Annotated in this window: 23 protein-coding genes and 2 tRNA genes; 13 read left to right on the top strand and 12 right to left on the bottom strand. The window is 53.5% G+C overall.

Annotated features, from left to right (window positions below):
• Positions 1-8: 8 nt before the first annotated feature.
• Complete coding sequence (rutR, locus tag VRC33_RS08340) at positions 9-674, bottom strand: HTH-type transcriptional regulator RutR (protein WP_338562745.1); 666 nt, start codon at positions 672-674, stop codon at positions 9-11.
• Between the two features lie 280 nt (positions 675-954).
• Here rutR and rutA point away from each other — a divergent pair, with 280 nt between their 5' ends.
• Genes rutA through rutG form a run of 7 tightly spaced genes read left to right on the top strand, consistent with a single transcriptional unit; the run spans position 955 to position 6532 of the window.
• Positions 955-2046 (top strand): pyrimidine utilization protein A, encoded by a 1092-nt coding sequence (gene rutA, locus VRC33_RS08335; protein ID WP_338562743.1) that lies wholly within the window; start codon positions 955-957, stop codon positions 2044-2046.
• Positions 2046-2792, top strand: coding sequence for a pyrimidine utilization protein B (gene rutB / locus VRC33_RS08330; protein WP_338562741.1), 747 nt, complete (start codon positions 2046-2048; stop codon positions 2790-2792). Before rutA ends, rutB begins: the two co-directional genes overlap by 1 nt.
• A 28-nt stretch (positions 2793-2820) precedes the next feature.
• Positions 2821-3207, top strand: a complete 387-nt coding sequence (gene rutC / locus VRC33_RS08325) for a pyrimidine utilization protein C (RefSeq protein ID WP_338562738.1) — start codon at positions 2821-2823, stop codon at positions 3205-3207.
• A gap of 11 nt (positions 3208-3218) precedes the next feature.
• Positions 3219-4043, top strand: coding sequence for a pyrimidine utilization protein D (rutD, locus tag VRC33_RS08320; RefSeq protein WP_338562735.1), 825 nt, complete (start codon positions 3219-3221; stop codon positions 4041-4043).
• Entirely contained in the window at positions 4028-4618 is a 591-nt protein-coding gene (locus VRC33_RS08315) for a malonic semialdehyde reductase (RefSeq protein WP_338562733.1), read from the top strand. The genes rutD and VRC33_RS08315 overlap by 16 nt, the downstream gene beginning before the upstream one ends.
• 10 nt (positions 4619-4628) lie before the next feature.
• A complete protein-coding gene (rutF, locus tag VRC33_RS08310) occupies positions 4629-5153 on the top strand; it encodes an NADH-dependent FMN reductase RutF (protein ID WP_338562731.1) in 525 nt (174 codons plus the stop codon).
• A gap of 50 nt (positions 5154-5203) precedes the next feature.
• On the top strand, positions 5204-6532 hold the full coding sequence (gene rutG / locus VRC33_RS08305; protein ID WP_338562729.1) for a pyrimidine utilization transport protein G: 1329 nt from the start codon (positions 5204-5206) through the stop codon (positions 6530-6532).
• 13 nt (positions 6533-6545) lie between these two features.
• On the opposite strand, the gene VRC33_RS08300 is transcribed toward rutG, so the two are convergent.
• Together VRC33_RS08300 and VRC33_RS08295 are read right to left on the bottom strand one after the other, a co-directional pair.
• Complete coding sequence (locus VRC33_RS08300) at positions 6546-7454, bottom strand: DMT family transporter (RefSeq protein WP_338562727.1); 909 nt, start codon at positions 7452-7454, stop codon at positions 6546-6548.
• Positions 7455-7555: 101 nt separating this feature from the next.
• Positions 7556-7744 carry a general stress protein gene (locus VRC33_RS08295; protein WP_338562724.1) on the bottom strand — a complete coding sequence of 63 codons (189 nt, stop codon included), beginning with the start codon at positions 7742-7744 and terminating at the stop codon, positions 7556-7558.
• Positions 7745-8109: 365 nt separating this feature from the next.
• Here VRC33_RS08295 and wrbA point away from each other — a divergent pair, with 365 nt between their 5' ends.
• The 3 genes from wrbA to VRC33_RS08280 all read left to right on the top strand — a co-directional run bounded on the left by wrbA (position 8110) and on the right by VRC33_RS08280 (position 10502).
• Positions 8110-8706, top strand: a complete 597-nt coding sequence (wrbA, locus tag VRC33_RS08290) for an NAD(P)H:quinone oxidoreductase (protein WP_338562722.1) — start codon at positions 8110-8112, stop codon at positions 8704-8706.
• 19 nt (positions 8707-8725) lie between these two features.
• The gene (locus VRC33_RS08285) at positions 8726-8956 is read left to right on the top strand and encodes a YccJ family protein (protein WP_338562720.1); all 231 of its coding nucleotides are present in this window, start codon (positions 8726-8728) and stop codon (positions 8954-8956) included.
• Positions 8957-9128: 172 nt separating this feature from the next.
• Positions 9129-10502 carry an NAD-dependent succinate-semialdehyde dehydrogenase gene (locus VRC33_RS08280; protein WP_338562718.1) on the top strand — a complete coding sequence of 458 codons (1374 nt, stop codon included), beginning with the start codon at positions 9129-9131 and terminating at the stop codon, positions 10500-10502.
• Positions 10503-10549: 47 nt separating this feature from the next.
• Here VRC33_RS08280 and VRC33_RS08275 read toward each other — a convergent pair whose 3' ends face one another.
• The 8 genes from VRC33_RS08275 to VRC33_RS08240 all read right to left on the bottom strand — a co-directional run bounded on the left by VRC33_RS08275 (position 10550) and on the right by VRC33_RS08240 (position 18686).
• Positions 10550-11794 carry a phospholipase D-like domain-containing protein gene (locus VRC33_RS08275; protein ID WP_338562716.1) on the bottom strand — a complete coding sequence of 415 codons (1245 nt, stop codon included), beginning with the start codon at positions 11792-11794 and terminating at the stop codon, positions 10550-10552.
• Positions 11787-12434: a MotA/TolQ/ExbB proton channel family protein gene (locus VRC33_RS08270; RefSeq protein ID WP_338562714.1), complete on the bottom strand. Its 648-nt coding sequence runs from the start codon at positions 12432-12434 to the stop codon at positions 11787-11789. The genes VRC33_RS08275 and VRC33_RS08270 overlap by 8 nt, the downstream gene beginning before the upstream one ends.
• Positions 12435-12453: 19 nt before the next feature.
• Positions 12454-14688, bottom strand: coding sequence for a TonB-dependent receptor (locus VRC33_RS08265; protein ID WP_338576966.1), 2235 nt, complete (start codon positions 14686-14688; stop codon positions 12454-12456).
• A 30-nt stretch (positions 14689-14718) separates the two neighbouring features.
• Complete coding sequence (locus tag VRC33_RS08260) at positions 14719-15120, bottom strand: hypothetical protein (RefSeq protein WP_338562712.1); 402 nt, start codon at positions 15118-15120, stop codon at positions 14719-14721.
• A 357-nt stretch (positions 15121-15477) separates the two neighbouring features.
• Positions 15478-15885, bottom strand: coding sequence for a biopolymer transporter ExbD (locus VRC33_RS08255; protein WP_338562710.1), 408 nt, complete (start codon positions 15883-15885; stop codon positions 15478-15480).
• A gap of 464 nt (positions 15886-16349) precedes the next feature.
• Positions 16350-17996, bottom strand: coding sequence for a bifunctional glucose-1-phosphatase/inositol phosphatase (agp, locus tag VRC33_RS08250; protein ID WP_338562708.1), 1647 nt, complete (start codon positions 17994-17996; stop codon positions 16350-16352).
• Positions 17997-18295: 299 nt separating this feature from the next.
• Positions 18296-18383: transfer RNA gene (locus VRC33_RS08245), tRNA-Ser, on the bottom strand.
• Positions 18384-18598: 215 nt separating this feature from the next.
• A tRNA-Ser gene (locus VRC33_RS08240) sits at positions 18599-18686 on the bottom strand.
• A gap of 216 nt (positions 18687-18902) precedes the next feature.
• Between VRC33_RS08240 and yccA the strand changes: the two genes are divergently transcribed.
• Both yccA and tusE read left to right on the top strand, forming a co-directional pair.
• Entirely contained in the window at positions 18903-19559 is a 657-nt protein-coding gene (gene yccA, locus VRC33_RS08235) for an FtsH protease modulator YccA (RefSeq protein ID WP_338562704.1), read from the top strand.
• 152 nt (positions 19560-19711) lie between these two features.
• Positions 19712-20038 (top strand): sulfurtransferase TusE, encoded by a 327-nt coding sequence (gene tusE, locus VRC33_RS08230; RefSeq protein WP_338562702.1) that lies wholly within the window; start codon positions 19712-19714, stop codon positions 20036-20038.
• A 3-nt stretch (positions 20039-20041) separates the two neighbouring features.
• Here tusE and yccX read toward each other — a convergent pair whose 3' ends face one another.
• Positions 20042-20320, bottom strand: a complete 279-nt coding sequence (gene yccX / locus VRC33_RS08225) for an acylphosphatase (RefSeq protein WP_338562700.1) — start codon at positions 20318-20320, stop codon at positions 20042-20044.
• Between the two features lie 88 nt (positions 20321-20408).
• On the opposite strand from yccX, the gene rlmI reads away from it, so the two are divergent.
• Positions 20409-21599 (top strand): 23S rRNA (cytosine(1962)-C(5))-methyltransferase RlmI, encoded by a 1191-nt coding sequence (gene rlmI / locus VRC33_RS08220; protein WP_338562698.1) that lies wholly within the window; start codon positions 20409-20411, stop codon positions 21597-21599.
• Positions 21600-21619: the final 20 nt, after the last annotated feature.

Below are 21619 nucleotides of genomic sequence, written 5' to 3'. Positions count from 1 at the left end.
CCCGTTTTTTAACGAACCCGGATCCCTTCAATCACCATTCGCTGCACGTTCTCTAACGTCTGGTTGAAAAATCCCTGGTCGCTCAGCGTCTGACCGGTTACGGCTTCCACCTGGGTGGAGAAGTCTGCGTAGTGCTGCGTGGTCGCCCAGAGCATAAAAATCAGATGATGAGGCTCCACAGCAGCCAGTTTGCCCTGGGTTATCCAGCCCTCAATCACGGCTGACTTCTCATCCACCAGCCCTTTTAAATCGCCTTCCAGCTCACCTTTAAGCAAAGGTGCCCCCTGCAGCATTTCCATGCAAAACAGTCGGGAAGCCTGCGGATGATCGCGCGATACCTCCAGCTTGAGCCTGATGTAATCGCGGATTGCCTCGAGAGGCTGCTGATCTTCTCTTAACGCGCGCAGCGGTGCCAGCCACACATCCAGAATATCTTTCAGCACGGCAATATAGAGCGCTTCTTTGGAGGGAAAATAATAGAGGAGATTGGTTTTGGAGACATCGGCCGCTTCCGCAACTTTATCCAGGCTGGTGCCATGCACGCCGAATTGCGAAAACAATGCCAGCGCCGCATTGAGGATCGCCGTTCGTTTCGCAGCAACCGCACGTGAGCGACGCGTGGGCGCCTTCGCCGGTAACTTATCTGTAGAATTCACTGAGACCTCATGATCCATGTGGGTTGCCAGGATGATAACAAATCTCACACCGCAGGCCTAATGCACTCAAATTGAACAGCGCCGCCTGATTTCTGTGCACATATTTTTTACCAAATGGTCCATTTCAGACCATTTGCTCCACATGATTTTAACACCAATCAGCCAACAAACTGAAAAATATAGCTATTTATAAACTGGCACAGCCTTTGCAACTTCCCTGCCGAGCGCCGCATCAGGGAGAGTGCAGGAAGCACGGCAGCGCGGGAATCGACCCTAACGCAGACCCGGAGGTATCCCAATGAAAATCGGTGTGTTTATCCCAATTGGCAATAATGGCTGGTTGATCTCGACCAATGCTCCTCAGTACATGCCCTCTTTTGAACTCAATAAAGCTATCGTGCTGAAGGCCGAGCATTATCATTTCGATTTTGCGCTGTCGATGATTAAGCTGCGCGGTTTTGGCGGTAAAACTGAATTCTGGGATCACAATCTGGAGTCCTTCACGCTGATGGCTGGCCTGGCTGCCGTCACCTCCCGTATCGAAATTTATGCCACTGCGGCTACCCTGACGTTGCCACCCGCTATCGTGGCGCGCATGGCCTCTACGGTAGATTCCATCTCCGGTGGTCGTTTCGGCGTTAACCTGGTAACAGGCTGGCAGAAGCCCGAATACGATCAGATGGGCATCTGGCCCGGCGATGAGTATTTCTCCCGTCGCTATGACTATCTGACCGAGTATGTCTCAGTGCTGCGCGATCTGTGGGGCACGGGAAAATCTGACCTCAAAGGTGAGTTCTTCACCATGAACGACTGCCGCCTCAGCCCACAGCCGCAAAAGCCAATGAAAGTGATTTGCGCCGGGCAAAGCGATGCCGGTATGGCCTTCTCGGCAAAACACGCGGACTACAACTTCTGTTTCGGTAAGGGCGTCAATACCCCAACCGCCTTCGCACCAACGGCGATCCGTATGAAAGCGGCTGCCGATGAAGCGGGCCGCGATGTCGGATCCTATGTGCTGTTTATGATCATTGCGGATGAGACCGACGAAGCTGCCCGTGCAAAGTGGGAGCACTATAAAGAAGGCGCCGATGAAGAGGCTCTCTCGTGGCTCACCACCCAAAGTCAGCAGGATAAGCGCTCCGGCAGCGATACCAATGTTCGTCAGATGGCCGATCCCACCTCTGCGGTGAATATCAATATGGGCACGCTTGTCGGCTCTTATGCCAACGTAGCCCGTATGCTGGATGAGGTGGCTACCGTAGAGGGCACCCAGGGCGTGCTGCTGACTTTTGATGACTTTTTGCAGGGCATCGAAAACTTTGGCGAACGCATCCAGCCCCTGATGCAGTGCCGTATCGAATCCATTGAAGCCGCGAAGGAGGTTGCGTAATGAGCAGCAAAGAGACCGTAATCTGTACCACTGCTTCCAGCAAAAACAGACTTACTTTACCTGCACGTCCGGAAGCGATCGCTTTTCCTCCGGAGCAAACGGCGCTGATCGTGGTGGATATGCAGAATGCTTATGCCACTCCCGGTGGGTATCTGGATCTTGCAGGCTTTGATGTCTCGACGACGCTGCCGGTGATTGAAAAAATCAACATAGCGGTGAAAGCCGCGCGCGAAGCAGGCATTCAGATTATCTGGTTCCAGAACGGCTGGGATCAAGAGTACGTGGAAGCCGGGGGCCCTGGCTCGCCAAACTGGCATAAATCCAACGCGCTGAAGACCATGCGGAAAAACCCGGAACTGGAAGGCAAGCTGCTGGCGAAAGGCGGCTGGGATTATGATCTCGTGGATCAGTTACAGCCTCAGCCTGGCGATATTGTGCTGCCAAAACCCCGATACAGCGGCTTTTTCAATACCCCGCTGGACAGCATGTTACGCAGCCGGGGCATCCGCCATCTGGTATTTACCGGCATCGCCACCAACGTCTGTGTTGAATCCACCCTGCGTGATGGCTTCTTCCTGGAATATTTCGGCATCGTGCTGGAGGACGCCACATATCAGGCTGGCCCCCTTTTCGCTCAGCAGGCGGCCATTTTCAATATTGAGACCTTCTTCGGCTGGGTCTCTGATGTCACGACGTTCTGCTCTGCGCTACAGACAGCGTCCGCACCACAGACCCAGACGGCCTGATTCTGGCTGATCCACCGGAGAAAATGCAATGCCAAAAACCATTATCACCCCACCAGGAACTTCGGTTCCGATTGCGCCTTTTGTACCGGGTACCCTGGCCGATGGCGTGGTTTACGTTTCAGGCACGCTGCCGTTCGATAAAGAGAATAACGTGGTGCACGTAGGGGATGCTGCCGCGCAGACCCGCCACGTTCTGGAAACCATCAAGAGCGTGATTGAAACCGCCGGTGGCACGATGGACGACGTGACGTTCAACTCCATTTTTCTCACTGACTGGAGCAACTATGCGGCGATTAACGCCGTCTACGCCGAATATTTCCCTGGTGAAAAACCGGCTCGTTTCTGCATTCAGTGCGGTCTGGTAAAACCTGACGCGCTGGTGGAAATCGCCAGCGTCGCCCACATCGGCAAATAGCGGAGGACGCTATGCATATTGAAGTGTCAGGTTTGACCCATCCCCAGGCAGCCACGCTGGTGCTGTCGGCTGGTTTAGGCGGGCTGGGCAATTTCTGGCTGCCGCAGTTAAATGAACTTCGTCTGAAATACCGCGTGGTGGTCTATGACCAGCGCGGGACGGGACGGAGTCCGGACGCCCTGCCGGAAGGGTACAGCATGAAGGATATGGCTGCCGAACTGGCTGATGAACTCGCCTCAAGGGAGATTGAACGCTATATCGTGATCGGTCATGCGTTAGGGGGCATGGTGGCGATGCAGTTGGCGATCGACTACCCGCAACGGGTAGACGGACTGGTTATTGTCAATGGCTGGCTGCGGCTCAATGCTCATACCCGGCGCTGTTTCACCGTGCGCCAGGAGCTGTTGTTGCATGTTGGCGTGGAATCTTATGTCCGGGCGCAGCCCCTGTTTCTCTATCCTGCTGACTGGCTTGCTGACAATCAGGCACGTATTGAAGCTGAAGATGCCCTGCATACCGCACATTTTCAAGGCCGCGACAATTTACTCCGACGCCTGAAAGCGCTGATGGCCTGCGATTTCACCGAACAGGCCAGTTCAGTGACCCAACCCGTTCTGCTGGTGTGTTCGCAGGACGATCTGCTGGTGCCCTGGACCTGTTCACAAACGCTCTGTGAGGCGCTGCCTCATGCCACCCTGAAAAAGATGGCCTGGGGTGGACACGCGATGAGCGTTACCGACAGTAAGACCTTTAACCCTTTGTTACTGAACTGGCTGGACGAAATTACGCCAGCCTCCTCCCCAGCTGAACCGGAGCCGTTATGGCAGAAGCCCTGAATTCCCTGGCGTTAGAGACATTATTCACCGCAGCACGCACCCACAACGGCTGGCAGAACCGGCCAGTGACCGATCAACAGATTCAGGCGCTGTATGACCTGGTAAAAATGGGGCCTACTTCAGCCAACTGTAGCCCGGCCCGATTTTGCTTTGTCCGCAGTGAAGAGGGGAAAGCCAGACTGAAGCCCACCTTATCCAGCGGCAATCTTGAAAAGACCATGACCGCTCCGGTGACCGCCATCGTGGCCTGGGATCCCGCTTTCTTTGATCAATTGCCGCAGCTCTTTCCCCATGCCGATGCCAGAGCCTGGTTTACCAGCAGCCCGGCTCTGGCGGAAGAGACGGCATTTCGTAACAGCTCCCTGCAGGCGGCTTATCTGATTGCGGCCTGCCGCGCTATCGGGCTGGATACCGGACCGATGTCGGGCTTTGATCGCGCTGCGGTTGATGCCGCATTCTTTGCTGACAACGGCTGGAAAAGCAATTTGCTGATTAACATTGGCTACGGCGATGCCAGCAAGGTTTATGCACGCCTGCCCCGCCTTTCATTTACCGATGCCGCTATCCTGGCGTAAGGAGCAAACAATGTCTCTGGCAACCCTTTCGCCCGCGCTGAAGCCGGGCGTTGAAAAACAGGAGTTTCGTAACGCGATGGCGCGCCTTGGCGCTGCCGTCAATATCATCACCACCGATGGTCCGGCTGGACGAGCCGGGTTTACCGCTTCGGCGGTTTGCAGCGTTACCGATTCCCCGCCAACGCTGCTGGTCTGTCTTAATCGCTCTGCGTCAGTGTACGAGGTGTTCAAAACCAATCAGCAACTGTGCGTGAACACGCTGGCAGCCGGCCACGAATCCCTGTCGGCTTTGTTTGGCGGCAAGACCCCCATGGCAGAGCGTTTTATTGCTGCAGAATGGTCAAAGCTGGTGACCGGCTCCCCGATTCTGGCCGGTGCGGTGGCCTCCTTCGACTGCAGGGTCACGCAGGTAATGAGTGTAGGCACGCACGATGTGCTGGTGTGCGAAGCCCAGGCACTGGTTTGTAACGAAAACACCCACGGCCTGATCTATTTCGATCGTGGCTATCATCATCTGCACCGGCAGGAAGCCTGATCCCGCCGCATCCCGCGGCTACTGCTTTATTCACTTCTCTGGAGAAGACGATGGCGAGTTCCTGGTTTCCTCAATGGCATAAGAAGTCCGCAATGGCGCAGGGTATCGTGGCACCTGATGAAACGTTACCTCTTGGGCAAACGGTGATTATGGGCCTTCAGCACGCGGTGGCGATGTTCGGGGCCACTGTGCTGATGCCCCTTCTGATGGGTTTAGATCCCAATCTGTCGATCCTGATGTCTGGCATTGGCACCCTGCTGTTTTTCCTGATCACCGGCGGCCGTGTGCCAAGTTATCTGGGATCCAGCGCGGCCTTTGTCGGCGTAGTCATTGCGGTGACCGGTTTTAACGGCCAGGGCATCAACCCAAATCTCAGCATGGCGCTGGGCGGGATCATTGGCTGTGGACTGATTTATACACTCATCGGCTTTGTGGTCATGAAGGTGGGAACCCGGTGGATAGAGAAGCTGATGCCTCCGGTAGTGACCGGTGCTGTGGTTATGGCTATCGGGCTGAACCTGGCACCCATTGCGGTACGTAGCGTCTCTGCCTCAACGTTTGACAGCTGGATGGCCGTGATGACCGTGCTCTGTATTGGCGTGGTAGCGGTCTTTACGCGGGGCATGGTGCAGCGACTGCTGATTCTGGTGGGATTGATTGTTGCCTGTGCCATTTATGCCCTGTTAACCAACGGCCTGGGGCTGGGAAAACCGGTCGATTTCAGCCTGATGAGCAGCGTCCCCTGGTTCGGTTTGCCCGCCACCACCTTCCCTGTTTTCGACAGCCATGCCCTGTTTATGATTGCGCCAGTAGCGGTCATTCTGGTGGCTGAGAATCTGGGCCATATCAAGGCCGTAGCGGGGATGACTGGCAAAAATCTCGACCCCTATATGGGACGGGCTTTTGTTGGAGACGGCCTGGCGACGATGCTTTCGGGCGGTATCGGCGGCAGCGGTGTGACAACCTATGCCGAAAACATTGGTGTGATGGCCGTGACCAAAGTCTACTCCACGCTGGTGTTTGTCGCTGCGGCAGTGATTGCCATTCTGCTGGGATTTTCCCCTAAATTTGGCGCGTTGATCCATACCATCCCCGGCCCGGTGATTGGCGGCGCTTCTATTGTCGTCTTTGGACTGATAGCGGTGGCTGGCGCGCGGATCTGGGTGCAGAACAATGTCGATCTCGGGCAGAACAACAACCTGATTATGGTGGCAGTCACGCTGGTACTTGGTGCAGGCGATTTTGCGTTAAAAATCGGCAGCTTTACCCTGGGCGGAATTGGCACCGCGACCTTTGGCGCTATTATTCTCAACGCCATTCTTACCCGACGCCGTGCCGCTGCGCTGAAAAATAGCGACGTGGCACATCAGGAAAGCTAGAGACTCTTTGTGTTCACAGGCGAAGGATCATCCTTCGCCTTTTTTTCCGACTGAGCTTCAGCTCACTGACCAGAACGCCCGCCAGGATCATCGCCCCACCCACCAGCGCGGCAGCGGGCAACCTTTCGCCGGCAATCCGGCCCACAATACCTGCCCATACAGGTTCACCGGCATAAATTACCGTTGCACGCGTGGGAGAAACGCTTCGTTGTGCCCAGTTCATGGTCACCTGGATTACCGCACTGGCTACCCCTAATCCCAGAGCGCTGAAGAGTAAATATGGGGAGTACTCCGGCACCTTCTCAGCGTTGGGGATCATCAGCAGAAAAGCCAGCAACGAAGCAAAAGCCAGTTGCACAATGGTCACTCTTTTTACATCTACCTTGCCCGTACTGGCACCGATCAGAATAATTTCTGCCGCAATGGCCAGCGTGCTGGCCAGTGTGGCAATCTCACCCGCTCCAAAGGCCAGCGAATTCCCCTCCGGCCCGGCCAGCAATATCAGGCCAGCAAAGGCCAGCGCCACGCCTGCCCACGACATCAGTCCCGGCGGACGCCTCAGAAACAGCCACTGAAGTAGCGGCACCAGTGGTACATACATGGCGGTAATAAAGGCTGATTTGCTGCTGCTGATGGTCTGCATCCCATAGGTCTGTAAGCCATAACCACAGCCAATAGCAATGCCAATCAGTGCGCCTGCTTTCACTTCAGTGCTGGTCAGGCCGCGCAGGGTTCGCCAGGAGATAGCGGCCAGCATCAGTGCAGCAGTAGCAAAGCGAACGCCTACAAAAAAGAAAGGGCCACTGACGGTCATAGCATGATGGACGGCGAGAAAAGTGCCGCCCCAGACCATAGTGATCAATACCAGCACCGATTCCTGGCGGGTAAAAGCTAGCTTATAGCGGGAGAGTAAGGCAGACATAGCAGGCTCAACGAAGGATTTGGCGCTAGTTTGCAGGGAGGATTTGTCGGGGTCAACAGTCTGACGGTCCCGCCGGTTTAACCCGGCGGGGTAAGGGAGAATCAGTCATTCTGGCCAGATTTACTCCGACTGCCACGACTGTTTCGCCCTCCTTTCTCGCCAGCCAGTGAGGCGCGTTGAGGGTCATTCTTAAAATTCCCTCCGCTGGCTTTACCGCCTTTGCGTCCTGCTTCTGAAGCTCTCTTACGATCTTCAGCGAAATTTCCAGATCCACCACGATGTTCGGCCATTTCATACCTCCGAATAGTTAAGCTCTCATACTGTATTCATAGGGCAGCTTTAAGGTCTGCCGCAACGGTAAATCAGGAAAAGCACTCCCTTTACCGCGTTACTAAGCATAGATTATCAAGCCTGAAGTGAGAGAAATTTCTGCTTTACCCGCCGGTTTCTCAGGTTGCATCTGGCCCGAAACCCCTGAAGAGTCTCATAATTAACGCTAATATTTTTTCATTTCCCGCTGGCCAGTTGCTTACTTCTTAGGCAAAAGCACCGTGACGCTCTGCACGTCCTGCAAGGCTCTTCTATACTGATTTGGTGGCTGCAAAGCCGTTGCACGATCCCAACCGATTTTTTTACGCAGTCAATGAGGGAACAGATGGCAAAAATATTAGTGCTCTACTACTCCATGTATGGTCATATCGAAACCATGGCCAACGCGATTGCTGAAGGTGCGGGTCGCGTTAGCGGCGCGGAAGTCACGATCAAACGCGTTCCCGAGACCATGGATGCAGAACGTTTCGCCCAGGTGGGCGGTAAATCCCAGCAGGCCGCTGAGGCCACACCCGATGAACTCCCACAGTATGACGCCATCCTGTTCGGTACGCCGACCCGCTTTGGCAATATGGCCGGTCAGATGCGGACTTTCCTTGACCGGACCGGGGGACTTTGGGCGTCTGGTGCCCTGTATGGCAAGCTGGCCAGCGTCTTCGCCTCAACGGGTACCGGAGGCGGTCAGGAGCACACCATCTCATCCACCTGGACTACCCTTGCCCACCACGGCATGGTGATTGTTCCCATCGGTTACGGCACCAAAGAACTTTTTGATATTTCGCAGGTACGTGGCGGTACACCTTACGGTGCCACGACCATTGCAGGCGGTGACGGTTCGCGACAACCCAGTGAAGAAGAGCTGACTATTGCCCGCTATCAGGGTGAATATGTCGCGGGTCTGGCCGTAAAACTTAACGGATAACGCTTAACAGGAGAACAACATGGCAACTCAACAATCGAAAGCACATCGTGTAGGTGAATGGGCAAGCTTGCGGAGCACCTCGCCGGAAATCGCTGAAGCTATTTTTGAAGTGGCTGACTACGATGAAAAACTTGCCGAAGGGATTTGGGAGCAGCAAGGCAGCGACGAAGTTCTGCAACTTGCCTTCGGAAAAACCGACAAAGATGTGCTCACCTGGGATAATAAAGTGGTTGAGCGTAAAAACGTTTAGCAGTTGAAATCTACATTCAGGGCGGATTTTCCGCCCTTTTTGCTGTTTTAAACCCTCAGAAACGTCTGAAACCCCCGGTTAATCACGTTGTGAAACCACCTTTTTTCTACCAGGCTTATGCCCAGATAAATTTTGCCTGACAGACAGGCCGATTACCGAAAAGGAGTCCACTATGTCTTATAAGACAATCAATCCCGCAAGTAACGAGCTTGTTAAAACCTGGCCGGATCATAATGATGAGCAGATTGAACAGTCACTGAAAATCGCAGATGACCTCTATCATTCCGACTGGTCGAAAGGCGCTATTCAGCCACGACTTCAGGTACTGAAAAAACTGGCCGACCTGATTGATGGTCGGGTTGATGAACTGGCTAAAGCCGCCAGCATTGAGATGGGAAAACTGATCAACCAGAGTCGCGGTGAAGTGAAACTTTGTGCGCAAATCGCCCGCTATTATGCTGAAAACGCCGAGCGTTTCCTCGCGCCTACCCGTTATCCCAGTGAGTTAGGTGAGGCCTGGGTTGAGAACCACCCGATTGGGGTCCTGGTCGCCGTTGAGCCGTGGAACTTCCCCTTCTATCAACTGATGCGCGTGCTGGCCCCCAACCTCGCAGCCGGGAACCCGGTACTGGCGAAACATGCTGCTAACGTGCCTCACTGCGCCACGCTCTTTGAAGAGCTGGTGACAGAAGCCGGCGCACCAAAAGGCGCCTGGACCAATTTATTTGTCAGTAACGAGCAGATTGCCACGCTGATTGCCGATGACCGCGTTCAGGGTGCAGCCCTGACGGGTTCTGAACGTGCCGGAAGTGCCGTCGCTCAGCAGGCTGGCAAGTATCTGAAAAAAACCACGCTTGAACTGGGTGGTAATGATGTGTTTGTGGTGCTGGATGACTGCGACCTGGATAAAGCGGTGAAGGCTGGTGCAGGTGCCCGTCTCAGCAACTGTGGTCAGGTCTGTACTGCCGCCAAACGCTTTATCGTGCACGAAAAAGTGGCTGATGCCTTCCTGGAAAAATTCACTCAGGCTTTCCGTGAAATCAAGATCGGCAATCCGCTGGATGAGAGCACCACCTTAGGCCCGCTCTCCTCCTCCTCTGCCCGGGATACGTTGGTAAAACAAGTTGAGCAGGCGGTGTCAAAAGGCGCGAAGCTTCATCTTGGTGGTAAACCTGTTGAGGGGCCTGGCTGCTTCTACCAGCCCACTATCCTGACTGGAATTACTCGCGATAACCCGGCTTATTTCGAAGAGTTCTTCGGCCCGGTAGCTCAGGTTTATGTGGTTAAAGATGATGATGAAGTGGTGAAGCTTGCCAACGATTCTCACTACGGTCTTGGCGGCGCAGTATTTACCCGCGACATTCCACGCGCTAAAAAACTGGCCTCGCGGATTGAGACTGGCATGGTGTATATCAACTCCGCCAGCGATACCTCGGCAGAGCTGCCCTTCGGCGGCGTGAAGCGTTCAGGCTACGGGCGTGAGCTGTCCGACCTGGGTATCAAAGAGTTTGTAAACCAGAAACTGGTGGTCGTCACCGGCGAGTAGCTGATCACCGGATCTAAAGCGGAGCAAAGTGCTCCGCTTTTTTTATGTCAGGCTCCCGGTGCCTCAGAAACTGGCTGCGTGTCCGGGCCCAGTTGATGAGCATAGTCACTCTGCCAGAGCTGATTGAACAGCCGATCCAGGCGCAGGGTCAGTGCCGTATCCTTCACTACAATTTCCAGATTGCGGGAGTTATCCAGATATCCTCCACTCCAGTTACTGGTCCCCACCCAACTGTGTGACCCGTCCAGCGTCATCACCTTGCTATGTAGTACCCTGGCATACGGAACAGGGCCGCTACTTGCCTCCGGAATATGGACATAGCGGATATTGATCCGGGGCAACATTGCCAGGCTCTTCAGATAACTGAGCGCGGGCTGATGAAGGTTCCAGTCTGCCACCATCAGATTGATTGTTGCCCCGTGCGCTGCTGCTGCGCGCACGGCATTATCAATAAGTGGATAATACTGGCGTACCGGCCCATGACCATAAGCCAGCGGCGTATAATCCATCACCATGATGTTGACCTGTTTTCTGGAAGAATTCAGGAGTGTGGTGAGTGCCTGTTCAGAGTCCGTAATACCGGCCGGATTCCAGGCTTTTGGACTGGCTACCAGCTGAATCCCGGGCGCATCAACAAAGGGGAGAGGCTGAATATTATCAGGTATCACTTTCTGGTCCGCAGCCAGCCTGGCCTGTAACTGCCAGTCGTGATCGAACAGGCTTTGCACTTGTTGCACGACTTTTTCATCGTGGATCAGCAGCCCCGTCTCATGAATATGCTCCAGTGCGCGCCAGTCGAGGTTCTGACTGCCAACCCAGGCATCCTTGCTGTCTACCACAAGATATTTGGCATGCTGAATGCCCCCGGTCAGGCGACCAAAAGGGATCTGACTGAATGTCAGATTTGGAATGGCTTTCAACATGGCAATGGTTTCTGGTGTTGACATCCCAGCCCCCTTCTCTTCCATCAACACGCGGATCTTTACTCCCCGCTCACCCGCAGCACGCAGATGCTCCAGAGTCCTGTTCAGACGAGACCCCGGCTTACCGGAAATATAGAATGCGGCCAGATCGATTTTCTGCCCGGCATGGTCGAACAGGGATTGCCAGACCTCTTCAGCCGGACGAAGGTCGTTCACTGCCAGCGAAGTCTCAACCGGGGCATTGTAGACCAGCTCCCAGCCAGGGGATCCGGCCTGAGCCGCACTGGCCAGGGAGGCCAGCAATAAAGCGGCCCCGGTCTGCCATCGGGCTGACTTTGGGCGCAAAGTGTATGCATTACAGTCAGGCATAATGATTTTTCTCAACCCCTGTCAGCCGGGAAGTACTGCTGGCAACTGACGGATGCCCACCCAGCGTGGCGCGGATCAACAGAATTTTGAACTGCTCCTGAATGGCCTCCATGCGGCTTTGCAGGAAATTGTTTCCCAGCAGGCACAACAGCGCAATAGCTATGCCTAATGCTGTAGCATTCAGCGCCGTCCCCATCCCGGCGGAAACCTGACCGGGATCGGAAATGCCGGAAGCGGCAAGCGCTTTAAAGGTATCGATGATTCCCATCACCGTTCCCAACAACCCCAACAGCGGTGCGGCGGTAACAATGGTTTCCAACAGCCAGATCCCCCGGTTTAATGCTGGCTTGCAGCTGAGATATTGCTGTTCGGTCAAATCGCTCAGTCCCTCACGATCGCGAACCCCTGCCTGCTCCATGACGGGTGAAATCATGCGTAAAGCCACTGAAGGGCGCGAACGGATTTTTTCCGGCAGGTGAGAAAGCTGAGTGATAGTCTCACCCAGAGCCTCCTGAAGCTGACGCGTGTGGCGATGCGTCCAGCTGTAATAAAGGGTGCGTTCAATGATGATGACTACCGCAATCACCAGTGCGGCATACATCACCCAAAATATAATATCGTGCATCAATGTAGCGTCCATTATTATCCCGTTTTACCTGTCAGAAGGTTGTTTCCAGCGAGGCGTAGAATGTCCGCTCCTCACCAATGTTGTAGTAAGGCGTATCGGCACTGAGGCCGTTCTGCGCCACGGAGTTGGTGACAACGGTGCGGGCCGAGCTCAGATACTCTTTATCAAACAGGTTGTTGATACCAAACCGGAGCGTGGCACTTTTAACAATCTTTTTATCAATTGGCAGATAAATTCCTGCACCGAGGTCGTATACGGTGCGGCCACCAATCTTCTGATCGTTGGTCAGGTCGCCATAGAAAGCGCCCGTGTAGCGACCCGTGAAATTGCCGTAGAACAGACCATCGTCATAGCCCAGCGTGGCGTTGAACATATTTTTCGGTACATTGGCCAACTCCTTACCGCTGGTGGAGAGTGTGCCCCCTTTGGCACTGATATCATCCCGCTGCTCTGAGTCGGTATAAGTGTAAGCCGTGTGATAATTCAGGTTGTACGGCAGCTTGCCGCCCCACTCCAGCTCCAGTCCTTTGTTTACCACGTCACCCACGTTGATCAGGATGTCATCGTTATCTGCATCTTTGGTGGACAGCTGACGGTTTTCAAAGGTGAGATAGAACAGCGTGGCGCTAACCAGCATCTCTTCGTTCTGGAAACGCCATCCCAGTTCGTTGTTCCAGCTCAGCTCGGGTTTGGTGTTGATTGAATCGCCGGTGTTGTACAGCACATAGTTCATCGGGGTACGCATATTACGCGTCAGGTTATAGAACAACTGCTGTTCGGGAACAAATTTCCAGCTGGCGTTAAAGCTCGGCAACAACTCATGATAGGTGGCATCAGTTCTTGCGGGAGCGGCGCTCAGGCTTCCATGATTTTCACCTCTGCGCTGGACATATTCATAGGCCAGCCCTCCACTGAATGTCCATTCAGGCGAGAAGAACCAGGTATCCTGAACCCAGACGCGATGTGCAGGGGTCGTGGTGTTTTGATTACGTCCCTGCACCACATTCCCGTTAGCATCCTTCACCTGATTTGAACCACCGGGCTCTCCCCACAACTCCGCCGGATTACCGTCGCTGTTGATATTGATATAGGGCTGAGTCTGTCGCTGACGAGCGCGCTCATACCAGTAGCCCACATCCAGGCTGTGTTCTTCATTAATATCCCAGCGGAGTTTAGTGGTGATACCCGGGCGCCAGGTCTGCGTCCACGAGGGGCGGTAATAGGTGTTACTCTCAAGGTCGCTCAGATCATACATTCCAGCCCTGTCGCTGGATGAAGAGAGGCTGCTCGCGGTCTGGCCGTTAAAGCTTCCGCCATTACCATAGTAATAATAAGGCTGGATGGTCAGGGATAAATCATCTCGTAACTGCAATTTCTGCGTGAAAGAAATAGTCATATTCTCAAACGGGTTACGGTCAATTTTATAATCATTTGCCACGCTTCCATCACTGTTATAGGTGATGCCGTGGCGGTAATCAGAACGGGGATCGCTGTTAAACTGATCGCGACTGGCAGTGTTATAGTTGGTCAGATCCTGACGATTGAACTTCACAATCAGGTTACTGCTGTTGCCACCTTCATCTTCGTAGAGGGTATTGAATTCCAGCTTATCAGCCCGCTGCCCCCCCTGACCTTTCCACTTATCTGCTTCAGTATGGGAATAAGACATCCAGGCGCTGAAGCCATCATGCTCTCCGGTTTCTACCCGGGCGAAAGTCTTGCTCAGATTGTTGCTGCCCATAGTTTGTTTCACAAAAGCGCCAGGCTCTTTTGACGGGCGACGGGTAGTCATGGCGATGTTTCCACCGCTGGAGCCGATATGCGGGCCGTCCATTTCTGAAGAGCCCTGGGTGACAAACATGCCATCAATGTTTTCAATATCACCCAGCAGGTTTGGATAGCTCGCATAGTTACCGGAATCGTTGATGGGAATACCGTCAATAGAGAGGCCAATCTGGTCAGAATTCATCCCCCGCATGGTGTAGTCAAACCCACTTAGTCCAACCGAGTCGTTGCTGTTAACGTTAATACCGGGGGTATATTTCAGCCGATCGATGGAGTTAGTTGCTCCTCCCAGCTTAGCGATAGCCTCTTTGGTGACGGTCGACCGCGCTTTTGCGCTGTCTTCCTGCACCATCATACCTCCGCCCAGCGACTGCCCTTCAACGTTGATACTGCCGACATCGGTAGAGGAGGTATCAGCCGCCTGCGCGCTCAGCGCTGCTAAAACGGCCAGCGCCACCGCTGAAATCGAAAAACGCTTCATCTTTGTCATCCTTTGGCAATAGTGTGGTTTTTAAGGCGCCCGATAGCTAAATGTGGCGCTGAATCTTTTACTGTTTTGTCCTGCATAGGCTTCCGCAGGGAAAGGCTTGACCTGTGTCAGTGACTTTAATGAGGTCAGTGCAGCACGGTTCAGCAGCATATTGGTCGCTCGCTTACCGATTCCCGAAGCTAAAACCCGTCCACTGCGATCCACCTCCAGCCAGACCTCAACATCCCCTTTTGGTCGCTCCAGCGCGGCCTGCCGACCGGTGGGGTAGCGTTTGGTTTGTTCCAGCAGCCCACGAAGGCCACTCTGGTAGCTATTTTCCTGCCCTGCATTGTTAGCCACAGGCCGGGTGACGGGCTCAACGGGAGCTTTTTTAACCGCCTGAGGGGCTGGTGCTACCTGCTTTGCCGGCGCAGCTTTTTTCACGGCGGGCGTCTTTTTCTCGGGTGCTCTCTTTGCAGGCTCAGGCTTACGAGGTTCAGGCTTGCGCACCGGAGGGGGCGGCTGAGGAATTTCCGCCGGAACGGGGGGGCCTCTGGCGGCGGTGGAGGTTCGGCCACAGGCTCTGGTTGAGGTTCAGGCGGCGTCTGAGGTTCAGGAGGTGGTTCAACGGACGGTGAGGGTTCAGCCGCAGGTTCGACCAGCGCCAGCTCCATGGTAGTTTCTTCGTAATGAGGCTGGATTTTCAGTGGTGCCTGTTTACTGACCTGCCAGAGAGTCACTAATAAGGCCAGAGCAGGAAACCAGCTGAGCAGGTGGCGGATACGATAGAGGTGGAACATATCAGCGCTTCCGGGTGGCGATTGATATGGAAAAGAAGCCGCCCTGACGCAGCGTATCCATCACTTCTACCAGGCGTTCAACCGGAACGCTCTTGTCGCTGTTAACAATGATGGTGGTCTTTTCATCGCCTGTCTGCTGTTGACGCAGCGTGTCTACCAGAGAAGCCAGCGACTGGTCTTTACCATCAAGCTGAAGCGTATTTCCTTCCCCAAGCGTCAGGATAGCTTTCTGCTGCGGTTTCAATTCCTGGGTAGTATTAGCGGAGGGAAGCTGTGTTTTTAGCCCCTGAGAGGGGATAACGTTCAGACTGATTAACACAAAGAAGACCAGCAGAAACATCATCACATCGATCATCGGGATCAATTCGATGTGCGCTTTTTGTTTCTTAAGTTCGTTCCAGTTACGCATGGCACCTCCATAAATTCGAAGGGCCAAATATAAGTAGAAAATATTTACGTTTTATTACTTTTTAAATCACCCGCATACACTTAACTGTCAATAAACTGACATATTTGATTCCATAACCCATTGATAACCTAGAGTTAAAGTTTCATTCCGATATTAAAGCATTTTTTAATATTCGATAATAAATAATTAAATCAGTTAGTTATACATTTCACCAGCAGCCAGATCTGTAAATATCAGCCGGATTTAACTACTTCTTATTTTTCCTCACACCACTTTTAAACAGATTTAATAAGTTCTGTTTTATTTGACCATTAAGATAAATCCCCCGTTGACTGCACCAGAAACAGGCAAAAAGATTAACGTAAAGGCATAAAAAAACCGCCCCTTAAAAGGAGCGGTTTTTGAGGATACTGAAGAGCGTCTGTCAGATTATTTTGCTCTTAGCTGTGCTTAAAGATCCCGGATCAGGAGGCTTTTTCAGCTTCTGCCTGTGGCTCAGCCGGTTGTTCGGTTTGAGCTTTTTCAGCGTTTGGTTTATCCGCGTCGGCTTTAGCAGGTTCCGCTTTGGCCTTACCGGCATCAGCTTTGGTTTTATCAGCCTCTGCTTTCTCTTTCGCAGCCTGGTCAGCAGCAGCTTTGTCCGCTGCAGCTTTCTCTTTGGCTGCCTGGTCCGCGGCGGCTTTATCCGCAGCCGCTTTTTCCGCAGAGGCTTTTGCCTGAGCCGCTTTATCCGCAGCAGCCTGATCGGCAGCCGCTTTGTCAGCCGCTATTTTATCTGCAGGTTGCGCTTCCGCTTTCGCTGGCGCAGCCGCCTGGGCTGGTGCTGGTGCCGCAGCAGGTTGAGACGCATTCGCCGCCATTGGCGTGCCCTGAATCGCTTTATTCAGCACCTGTGTAAACTGCTCCCAGGGGCAAAAACCGTTAGCATCTGTCTGGCAACCATTCATCTGCAGAGTGACACGCTGAGGTGGCGTATCCAGAGAGAGCGGCGTGGCATTACGCAATTGATCGCTGGACTGATAAACGTACTCAACTTTCACCAGTTCACGATCGTTTTTCTTGTCATGCCAGCGCTGGAACTGAATCATCCCACCGATTGGCGTGCGTTCATTCTGTCCCGGCAGCGTGTAAGCTTTGAAATCCAGGGCCGTAAGCAATGAAGCGATATTCGAGTCATGCCCTACCATCAGAGTGACTTTAGGAGCGGTAGCTTTATCTTCATCCACCAGCATACTGCGGATGTAGTCAACAAGCGGGGCTGCCACGTCACGAGCAACTTCAGGCGAGGTGAACAGAGTATCCTGGTAACCATTTTTAATGGCAGAAAGCTCTTTCCACTGTTCAGGCGTCTTGATCTGCCCCCAGGCAACCTGATCCAGCGGCATACCTTCGTAATATTGCAGGGTGAACGCATCAACCAGCGAGTTTCCTACTTTCAACGGACCGGAAACATTGGGTTCTTTGCCATTTTCTGCGCTGAACTTATTCTGATTATCGCTGGAAAGATCGCATTTCTTTTTGCCATCACAAGCCGCAGCATTTTTGTAATCAATGATTTTTTCCAGACGCTGGAAAGCCGGCTTAAGCGCCAGTTTTTCACCGGTGCTGTTCATGGCCGTCAGCGCCTGCTTGTTGAAAGCTTCACTGTCATCGGTAATCACCGGATTAAACACCGGGTCCATAGACCCCATCTCATCCTGGTGTGAAACAGGAATATCGCAACCCGGGAAGGCACCGGTAATGAAGAACTGTGCAGTAGCAACAGTACGTTGCAGGCTGTTGGCGTAGGCATAGACCTCATCAGAGGTCGGGCATTGATCCTCTTTGATCACTCCCTGTTGTGCCAGCCATTCACGGGTATAGCGGCCCATATAGACTTCCAGTACGCCACCTTTGGTGGTCAGCTGACCACCCGGCACATCCCACTTTGGCCAGGCTTTTTTAGTGGACTGTGCCAGCACGCTGCCGTTATCCGCAAGGGGTGCACGGAGGTTGTGGCGACTCATCATTAACACTTGTTCAAGCTGGTAGTTGTCGTCGGCCGCATAAGCTGACATCCCGGTGAGTGCCGAGCAGACGGCTAACGCGCAAAGACTGAACTTTTTAATCATCTGTTTTTCCATTGATTCAAGGGTATATCACCCGGCCGTAGTATGGCGATGCGGTTGGAAAAGTTCACAACAACGCAGAGAATACTCGCGACGGCGCTCCGGAGAAAATGGGCCAGGCGCAGGGTCTGATAGTGAGAATATAGCAGAGTAACGCCTTTGCGGTTTAGTCGCATCAGGAGATTGAAAAGAAACAGGATGTTTTTTGCAAAGCTAAGATCTGCAGGAATGACCGGAAGAGGAAAAGCAGGAGTAAGGCAGAAAGCAAAACGGGCCAGCCTGAGCTAACCCGTTGAATTTGATGGCGGAGGAGGAGAGATTCGAACTCTCGAACGGTTTCCCGTCGCCGGTTTTCAAGACCGGTGCCTTCAGCCACTCGGCCACCCCTCCGCACTTTTATCAGCTACCGTTCAGGATTGCTCCTGAGCAACTGATGGCGCGCATTATAGGGGATGCCAAAAGCTTTGCCAAGCAAAACTTTTCCTACTTTGTTGAATTTATGCGCTTTTATACAATTTATTTTTCAGTGCCTGGTAAATGCACAATCGGGCGTTTTTGCCGCCCATAGCAAAACGGGCCAGCTTTCGCTGACCCGTTAAATTTGATGGCGGAGGAGGAGAGATTCGAACTCTCGAACGGTTTCCCGTCGCCGGTTTTCAAGACCGGTGCCTTCAGCCACTCGGCCACCCCTCCGCAATGAGGCGAACTATAAACATCCCCCCCGGCGATGTAAAGTGCGTTTTGGTTCAGTTGTCTTAAAAACCAGCAAATGACGTTTAACTGCTGCTTATCTCGCCACCCTGCACGCAAAAACAGCTGCTTAACGCGTAAAGAAGGGTAAAACGGCTTCCCCCGCTTCGTCGCCCTGCCTATTCTCTCTGTTAATTTGGTGACCCTGGAGGCATTTTTATGGATCGCATTGTATCGACTACCCGCAGCAGCTCGCTGATTACCACCCACAAGGTGTTGCGCAATACCTATTTCCTGCTGGGGCTGACGCTGGCCTTTTCTGCCGTAACCGCCACCCTCAGCACCGTCTTTGCCCTGCCAGCCCCCGGATTTATCCTGATGCTGGCAGGCTTTTACGGATTGATGTTTTTGACCTACCGCCTGGCTGACAGCCCGACCGGCATTCTGGCAGCCTTCGCATTTACCGGCTTCCTCGGCTATTGCCTTGGCCCAATGCTGAATTCATTGCTCTCTGCCGGAATGGGAGATGTCATTGGTCTGGCGCTTGGCGGCACCGCGCTGGTGTTCTTTAGCTGTTCAGCCTATGTGCTGACTACCCGTAAGGATATGTCGTTCCTGGGCGGCATGATGATGGCCGGTTTTGTTGTGCTGCTGGTTGCCGTAGTGGCAAACCTGTTCCTCAACATTCCTGCCCTGCACATGGCCATCAGCGTGATGTTTATTCTGTTCTCTTCAGGCGCAATCCTGTGGGAGACCAGCAACATCATTCACGGCGGCGAAACCAACTACATTCGGGCAACCGTCAGCCTGTACGTGTCGATTTACAATATTTTCGTCAGTCTGCTGAGCATCCTGGGGATGTCCCGCAGCAACTAACGTCGCCCGATCTGTTTACAACCCCGCTTTGCGGGGTTTTTTTGTGTTGAATAAAAGCGGCGTTCTCTCTCCGTGGCTCATTTACAGACTACCCAGCCCTGATGCCATTTTGCTAAACTGCACGGCCAGGCAGAACTGACAGAGGCTACACAGTGTTATTTGAAGGTAAAGAGATCGTGCGGGACGCGCAGGGATATCTGAAGTCCACGGCGGACTGGAGTGAGGCGCTGGCACCTTTACTGGCAGAGGAAGAAGCCATTGAACTGACAGAAGCCCACTGGGAAGTGGTGCTTTTCGTCCGCGCTTTCTATCTTGAGTTCAACACTTCACCAGCCGTACGTATGCTGGTTAAAGCCATGGCTAAAAAGTATGGCGAAGAGAAAGGTAACAGCCGCTATCTGTTTCGTCTTTTCCCTAAAGGTCCCGCGAAGCAGGCAACAAAAATTGCCGGTCTGCCAAAACCGGCAAAATGCCTGTAAAGGTTAACCGGTAGTAAAACCGCCGGGAAGGGTCTGCGGATGATGAGGCTCTTCCAGCACTTTATCCACCCTGGCACTTCCCGGCCCGCCCTGCTTCAGCCATGCGATCAGCGACTGAACTTCCTGCTCTTCTCCACAGGCCAGCACTTCGACGCTGCCGTCATCCAGGTTTCTGGCATGCCCTGTCAGCCCCAGCTCTTTAGCCTTATGCTGAGTACTGAAACGAAAACCTACCCCCTGAACGCTGCCGTGTACCCAGGCTTTTACGCAGACAGTTGTCATATTTCTTCTCCTTTCACTACGCAGATTGCATTTTGCCGGCTTGCACCGGACAATAACGCCTGTTTTTCTGACTGTAAGCATAGCAAATATGACTGTTCGTTTGATTCTTGCCAAAGGACGTGAAAAGTCCTTACTCCGTCGTCATCCGTGGGTCTTTTCTGGTGCGGTTGCCCGCCTGGAAGGAAAAGCCGTATCGGGTGAAACTATTGACGTCTGTGACAGCCAGGGTAACTGGCTGGCCCGTGCTGCCTGGTCTCCCGAGTCGCAAATTCGCGCCCGCGTGTGGAGCTGGCAACAGGATGAGTCGATCGACATCGACTTTTTCATCCGTCGTCTGCAGGCCGCGCAATCCCTGCGTGACTGGCTGGCCGAACGCGATAACCTCGACAGCTATCGCCTGATTGCCGGTGAATCTGATGGCCTGCCGGGCGTGACCATCGATCGTTTCGGCAACTTCCTGGTGCTGCAACTGCTTTCCGCAGGCGCAGAGTATCAGCGTGCCGCGTTGATTTCTGCACTGCAAAGTTGCTATCCGGAATGCGCAATCTACGATCGCTCCGATGTTGCGGTACGTAAAAAAGAGGGTCTTGAACTGACCCAGGGTGTGGTACTGGGCGACACGCCTCCGGAACTGCTGCCAATAACCGAACAGGGTATGAAACTGCTGGTCGATATCCAGACCGGTCATAAAACGGGTTATTATCTGGATCAGCGCGACAGCCGTCTGGCGACCCGCCGCTATGCAAAAGACCGTCGGGTGCTGAACTGCTTCTCTTATACCGGCGGTTTCGCGGTTGCTGCGCTGATGGGCGACTGTCAGCAGGTTATCAGCGTGGATACGTCTCAGGGTGCGCTGGATGTTGCGCGCCAGAACGTTGAGCTGAACGGGTTGGATCTCTCTAAAGCGGAGTTTCTGCGTGATGACGTATTTAAATTACTGCGTCGCTACCGTGACAGTGGTGAAAAATTCGATCTGATCGTTATGGATCCACCGAAATTTGTGGAAAACAAAAATCAGCTTGCTGGTGCCTGTCGGGGTTATAAAGACATCAATATGCTGGCTATGCAGCTGCTTAATCCAGACGGCATGCTGCTGACATTTTCCTGTTCAGGGCTGATGCCAACGGATTTATTCCAGAAAATCATCGCGGATGCCGCGCTGGATGCTCAGCGTGATGTACAATTTATAGAGCAGTTCCGGCAGGCAGCCGATCACCCGGTGATCGCCAGCTATCCGGAAGGACTGTACCTGAAAGGGTTTGCCTGCCGCGTTCTGTGACTTGAAAACACCGTTCCTGC

Source organism: Erwinia sp. E_sp_B01_1 (genome assembly GCF_036865545.1).
Taxonomy (GTDB): domain Bacteria; phylum Pseudomonadota; class Gammaproteobacteria; order Enterobacterales; family Enterobacteriaceae; genus Erwinia.
Note: the sequence above shows the minus strand (reverse complement) of the source record. Positions and strands in the feature narration are given on the sequence as shown.

Coding starts and splice junctions, on each gene's coding strand:
- rutR (WP_338562745.1), bottom strand. CDS start 674: ATGGATCATGAGGTCTCAGTGAATTCTACAGATAAGTTACCGGCGAAG.
- rutA (WP_338562743.1), top strand. CDS start 955: ATGAAAATCGGTGTGTTTATCCCAATTGGCAATAATGGCTGGTTGATC.
- rutB (WP_338562741.1), top strand. CDS start 2,046: ATGAGCAGCAAAGAGACCGTAATCTGTACCACTGCTTCCAGCAAAAAC.
- rutC (WP_338562738.1), top strand. CDS start 2,821: ATGCCAAAAACCATTATCACCCCACCAGGAACTTCGGTTCCGATTGCG.
- rutD (WP_338562735.1), top strand. CDS start 3,219: ATGCATATTGAAGTGTCAGGTTTGACCCATCCCCAGGCAGCCACGCTG.
- VRC33_RS08315 (WP_338562733.1), top strand. CDS start 4,028: ATGGCAGAAGCCCTGAATTCCCTGGCGTTAGAGACATTATTCACCGCA.
- rutF (WP_338562731.1), top strand. CDS start 4,629: ATGTCTCTGGCAACCCTTTCGCCCGCGCTGAAGCCGGGCGTTGAAAAA.
- rutG (WP_338562729.1), top strand. CDS start 5,204: ATGGCGAGTTCCTGGTTTCCTCAATGGCATAAGAAGTCCGCAATGGCG.
- VRC33_RS08300 (WP_338562727.1), bottom strand. CDS start 7,454: ATGTCTGCCTTACTCTCCCGCTATAAGCTAGCTTTTACCCGCCAGGAA.
- VRC33_RS08295 (WP_338562724.1), bottom strand. CDS start 7,744: ATGGCCGAACATCGTGGTGGATCTGGAAATTTCGCTGAAGATCGTAAG.
- wrbA (WP_338562722.1), top strand. CDS start 8,110: ATGGCAAAAATATTAGTGCTCTACTACTCCATGTATGGTCATATCGAA.
- VRC33_RS08285 (WP_338562720.1), top strand. CDS start 8,726: ATGGCAACTCAACAATCGAAAGCACATCGTGTAGGTGAATGGGCAAGC.
- VRC33_RS08280 (WP_338562718.1), top strand. CDS start 9,129: ATGTCTTATAAGACAATCAATCCCGCAAGTAACGAGCTTGTTAAAACC.
- VRC33_RS08275 (WP_338562716.1), bottom strand. CDS start 11,794: ATGCCTGACTGTAATGCATACACTTTGCGCCCAAAGTCAGCCCGATGG.
- VRC33_RS08270 (WP_338562714.1), bottom strand. CDS start 12,434: ATGGACGCTACATTGATGCACGATATTATATTTTGGGTGATGTATGCC.
- VRC33_RS08265 (WP_338576966.1), bottom strand. CDS start 14,688: ATGAAGCGTTTTTCGATTTCAGCGGTGGCGCTGGCCGTTTTAGCAGCG.
- VRC33_RS08255 (WP_338562710.1), bottom strand. CDS start 15,885: ATGCGTAACTGGAACGAACTTAAGAAACAAAAAGCGCACATCGAATTG.
- agp (WP_338562708.1), bottom strand. CDS start 17,996: ATGATTAAAAAGTTCAGTCTTTGCGCGTTAGCCGTCTGCTCGGCACTC.
- yccA (WP_338562704.1), top strand. CDS start 18,903: ATGGATCGCATTGTATCGACTACCCGCAGCAGCTCGCTGATTACCACC.
- yccX (WP_338562700.1), bottom strand. CDS start 20,320: ATGACAACTGTCTGCGTAAAAGCCTGGGTACACGGCAGCGTTCAGGGG.
- rlmI (WP_338562698.1), top strand. CDS start 20,409: ATGACTGTTCGTTTGATTCTTGCCAAAGGACGTGAAAAGTCCTTACTC.